Source organism: Nocardia sp. NPDC005745 (assembly GCF_040630775.1).
In the GTDB taxonomy this organism is placed as follows: Bacteria; Actinomycetota; Actinomycetes; order Mycobacteriales; family Mycobacteriaceae; genus Nocardia.
The window spans coordinates 1-5,469 of sequence record NZ_JBEXYF010000080.1; the positions used below are offsets into that span (position 1 = coordinate 1).

2 protein-coding genes are annotated in these 5,469 nt (G+C 60.4%); both read left to right on the forward strand.

Annotated elements, in window-relative coordinates:
• Positions 1-27 precede the first annotated feature (27 nt).
• Entirely contained in the window at positions 28-4,278 is a 4,251-nt protein-coding gene (locus tag ABZ420_RS35815) for an SDR family NAD(P)-dependent oxidoreductase (RefSeq protein WP_357132602.1), read from the forward strand.
• Between the two features lie 138 nt (positions 4,279-4,416).
• Positions 4,417-5,469 (forward strand): polyketide synthase (locus ABZ420_RS35820; protein ID WP_357132599.1); only part of this gene is annotated, 1,053 nt, incomplete at its 3' end.

A 5,469-nucleotide genomic window follows, 5' to 3' on the forward strand; every position in this document is an offset into this window, starting at 1 on the left:
GCGGCGGGTGTGGCGGGTGTGATCAAGATGGTGATGGCCATGCAGCACGGGCTACTGCCACAGACACTGCACGTGAAAGACCCGTCCTCCCATGTGGATTGGTCAGGCGGCGAGGTCCGGTTGCTGACCGAACCTGCCCCCTGGGGCGAAGAAGGCCGAACCCGTCGGGCAGCGGTTTCCTCGTTCGGTATCAGCGGCACGAACGCTCACGTCATTCTTGAGCAAGCACCAACAGCAGAACTCGCAACCGACATCGAAACCGTATCGAGGAATGAATCGGCGCAGGAAGTCCTGCCCTGGGTTGTCTCTGCGAAGACGGAAGAAGGGCTGAAGTCGCAGGCGGAGCTCCTGCTCGCGCTGGCTGCAGCGGATGCCGGTCCCGGACAGGTCGGGTGGGCATTGGCTACCACGCGCACTCATTTCGAGAATCGCGCGGCAATAGTCGGTAGTTCGCTTGACGATTTCCGAACAGGTCTCACTGCGCTGCGTGATGGCCAGACGGTGACGAATCTCGTTACCGGCATCGCCCGTGACGGCAAGACCGCGTTCATGTTCACAGGGCAGGGAGCGCAACGGCCGACCATGGGCCGCGAACTCTATGGCGCGTTTCCGGTCTTCGCCGACGCACTCGACGAGGCATGTGGGTATCTTTCCAGCGAGCTTGGGCGACCTCTCCAAGACATCATGTGGGACGAGGACGGGGAACTGTTGCACCAGACTGGCTACGCCCAGCCGGCAATATTTGCACTCGAAACAGCCCTTTACCGGTTGCTACGTCATTGGGGCATCGAGCCGAGTTATCTGATCGGTCACTCAATCGGCGAAATCACTGCGGCTCATGTCTCAGGCGTACTTTCGCTCCAAGACGCTGCCGTCCTCGTCGGGGCGCGCGCACGCTTGATGCAAGGCCTGGCCATTCCCGGTGCAATGGTGGCTGTAGAAGCGACCGAGGACGCCGTCATCGCGTACCTGACCAATGACGTGTCGTTGGCGGCCGTCAACGGACGTCGATCCGTCGTCATTTCGGGCCAAGAGGCAAAGGTCCTCGATCTTGCTGCGAAACTGGAGCAGCACGGCCACAAAACGCGTCGGCTGGTCGTCAGCAACGCATTCCACTCGGCGTGCATGGATTCTATCCTCGATGAATTTCGAGCGATCGCAGCGGGCTTAAATTACAATGATCCGACTATACCGATCATTTCCAACGTAACGGGGGTCATCGCGGATAGCGACGAGTTGTGCTCACCGGATTACTGGGTGGAACATCTTAGACGGACGGTGCGCTTTCATGAAGGGGTAGGGACGCTTCTTAGTCTCGGCGCGACCAATTTCGTCGAAATCGGCCCGGATGCCACGCTTTCCTCGTTCGTAAAGCAGGCTGATCCTGCAGCGGCGGTGGTACCGTTGCTCAGGAAAATGCAGTCCGAAGTGAAAACGGTGATCACTGCAGTCGCCGAGGTCCACACACACGGTGCTACGGTGGATTGGACCGCGATCTACCCTGCTGCTGGCGAAATAAATCTGCCCACATATCCATTCCAGCATAAGACATACTGGATAGACTGCTCGCCGGAAACAAATTCTCGTACCGGTCATCCTTTGATAAGCGCGTCAGTCGAGCTGCTGGACGGCGGTGTGGTACACCAAGGTCAGATCTCTACGCGGCAGCAATCCTGGCTGCTCGATCACATGGTGCACGGCAGGATTGTTGTACCGGGTACTACGTGGGTGGAATTGGCCTGTTGGGCGGGGCGTCAGATCGGTTGTGACGAAGTCGCGGAGCTGACTCACCATTCTCCATTGGCGTTGTCGGAGGGAATCTCGGCGAAGCTTCAACTTCACATACAGGAGGCCGATGGGTCGGACCAGCGGGAATTTACTCTCCGATGCCGCAAAGATAAAGTCCCGGGGTCTTCTTGGATCGTGCTCGCGCGCGGAATCTTGCGTTCGTCGAGCTATGCGCCTGAAATGAACGCGGAAATGGCCTCGGCGACCTGGCCGCCGGAAGGCTCGTGGCCAATCGACAGTGGAGACTACTATCCCGGCGCAGCTCGGAAAGGGTTCTACAACTGGGGGCCTGCTTTTCATTCGCTGAGAGAGGTCTGGCGGCGCGGAGAAGAGATATTTGCCGAGATCAGATATGCCGATTCTCTCGACTCCGGTGCATTCGATCTGCATCCGGCTCTGTTCGATGCTGCTATGCACGCGATCGGCGTCGACGGTGTGCCGGATTCTCTATCCGGCATGATTGCCGACGAAGGTACGGATGCAGCTCGCCCACGAATCCCTTTTCTGTGGCGGGGCGTGACTATCAAGGCGCAGGGTCGGCGAGCGCTTCGAGTTCGGATAGTCAAGTCCGGAGAAGAAGGAATCTCGATAACGCTGTTCGACGATTCCGGCCAGGTACTCGGAATTATTCGAGGGGTGGTCCTGCTTCCGGTCTCCTTCGAGCAACTGCGAAGCGCCGCTGGTGTCGACCAGATCGACTCACTGTACGAAATCACCTGGAGCACGGCTCCGACCGCTTCGCCCCACGCCGACTGGCCGAGTAGCTGGGTGGGAATCGCCGCAGAGGAACTGGCCTTTTCAGGTCACATCTATGAGTCCATGTCTGCGTTGGTAGCCGACGTCCGTGGAGGGAGTGACATCCCTGATCTAGTGCTTGTGCAGTGTGACGGCGGAGTTCGCGACGGGAGAGATGCCGGGACGGCCGCCGGCTCGACCGTGGCTTCGGTATTGACCGCTATCCAGGACTGGTTGTCCGAACCCGCCTTGACACAGTGCCGTCTGGTGCTTGTCACACGCGGCATGTCTGTTCGGCTCGACGCAGCTGCCGGTAATCCTGCGCAATCGGCTGTATGGGGACTCGTTCGGTCAGCGCAATCCGAGCATCCTGACCGGATCGTGCTCGTTGACGTCGACGATGAGGACGAGTCGCTGCAGGTACTCCCCGGATTCCTCCACGAAGACGTACTTGAGCCTCAGTTTGTGATCAGGCGAGGGCAACGCCTCGTTCCGCGGCTAGCGCGTGTGCGAACGACGTCGGACGAGCTCGCGTCGTTCGATCCTGAGGGAACAGTGCTCATCACCGGCGGCACGGGTGCGCTCGGAGCGCAGGTGGCCCGTCACCTGGTAGAGCGCTATTCGGTGCGCCGACTCGTCCTGGCCAGTCGACGAGGGCCGAGAGCCGAGGGAGCTGTCGAGCTCGAATCCGATCTGAAACGGCTCGGTGCCGACGTCGAGATCCTGACCTGCGATGTCTCAGATCGCGATTCACTCGCCACCATGCTTCGCAATGTGACGTCACGGCATCGCTTGACAGCCCTTGTGCACGCGGCAGGCGTCATCGACGACGCTGTCATCTCGGAGCTGAGCCCTTCACGTATCGAGACGGTATTCGGTCCAAAGGCCTCTGCTGCCTGGCATCTGCACGAGCTCACGCAAGAGTTGACGCTGGCGAAGTTCATCCTCTTTTCTGCTGCGGCAGGAACGTTGGGGAGCCCAGGTCAGGGAAACTATTCAGCGGCGAATGCGTTCCTGGACGGCCTCGCGTGCTACAGACGAGAATTGGGCCTGCCTGCAATTTCGCTGGCGTGGGGCCTATGGAAAGCCAGAAGCGGAATAACCGGAGATCTGAGCGATGTGGATCATGAACGTATTGCTCGTCAAGGCGCGACCGCGCTGTCGACCGAGCACGGTCTGGCACTCTTCGATGCCGCGCTGAGCTGTGACAGTCCCTGTCTGGTTCCGCTGGGGATCGATGAGACGAGGCTCGGAGACGCTGCGACGCTGTCGCCCGTTCTCCGGAGCCTGGCAGAGAAGAGCCTGAATGACAACGCTCTCCGGCAACCGCTGGATCACGATCGCTCATCTGCCATCGATCTGCGCGCCAAGACGGGTCGTGAACGCGAGCAGGCGGTAAACGAACTGGTCATTTCCAATATAGCCGCGGTCATCGGCAGGCCGGGGCATCTAATAGGCTTCGATGCTCCTTTTCGAGAAATCGGATTGGACTCGTTGATGGCAATCGAGCTTCGGAACAGGCTGTCCAACGTGACCGGACTTCCTTTGGCATCCACGTTTGCATTCGATCATCCCACCGCGCAAGCGGTGTCGCGATATCTATGCATCGTCCTTGATTCGGCCACGCCGGATGGTGGGATAGTTTTGCCGGGCGGGGAAAACCCTGTCGGGTCGGCATTTGACGAAATCGATTCAATGGATGACGAGGCGCTGATTCAGCTGGCTCACGAGTCGCCGATGTCGGAGGGCTATTGAGCGCACAGATGTGGAACGCATCAGGTGTTCAATTGGCTTGCTGATCGTACGGCGAGTCTGGTCCTGTGCGTCGATCGAACATGCGAATTGATTAGTCGGAGTTCGGCTTCGATAGCTGTGCTTATCCAAAGGGATTAGATGAATTCGACAACGAATGGCCTTGCAGAAGCGCTGCGAGCCTCCCTGAAAGACAGGGAACGGCTCCAGCAAGAGGTAGTACGCCTGCGAGGGAATTCAGACGAACCGATTGCCATCGTGGGTGTGGGATGTCGGTACCCCGGTGGGGTGCGGTCCGCCGCCGATCTGTGGCATGTGGTGTCGCAGGGACGAGACGTGATCTCGGGGTTCCCGGACGACCGCGGCTGGGATGTGGAGGGTCTGTACGACCCGAATCCCGACCGCACGGGGACCTCCTATGTACGCGAGGGGGGGTTCCTAGACGACGTCACCGGTTTCGACGCGGAATTCTTCGGCATCTCCCCCCGTGAAGCGTTGGCGATGGACCCACAACAACGAGTACTGCTCGAAGTGGCCTGGGAGACCTTCGAGTCAGCGGGGATCGTCCCCTCCACGGTGCGCGGATCGCGCACCGGTGTCTACGTCGGGGTCATGTACCAGGACTACTGGAACTTCGAAGGAGGGCCGGCTGATCTCGAGGGGTACCTAGCCACTGGGGCTGGGGGGAGCATTGCTTCTGGCCGTATTTCGTATGTGTTCGGGCTGGAGGGGCCCGCGGTGACGGTGGACACGGCATGTTCGTCATCGCTGGTGGCGCTGCATCAAGCCTGCCAAGCCCTGCGCGCAGAGGAATGCTCGATGGCGCTGGCCGGTGGCGTGACGGTGATGTCCAAACCGGGAATGTTCGTGGAGTTCTCCCGACAGCGAGCACTGGCCCCGGACGGACGCTGCAAGGCGTTCTCGGCGGGTGCCAACGGCACCAGTTGGGGCGAAGGCGTCGGATTGCTGATGCTCGAGCGGTTGTCGGATGCGCGGCGCAACGGGCATCAGGTATTGGCAGTGGTGCGTGGTAGTGCGGTGAACCAGGACGGGACATCCAACGGGTTGACCGCGCCGAACGGTCCCTCGCAGGAGCGGCTGATCCGTGCGGCGTTGGCCAATGCGGGTCTGTCGGCCGGCGAGGTGGACGCGGTGGAGGCGCACGGGACAGGGACCTCGCTGGGGGATCCGATC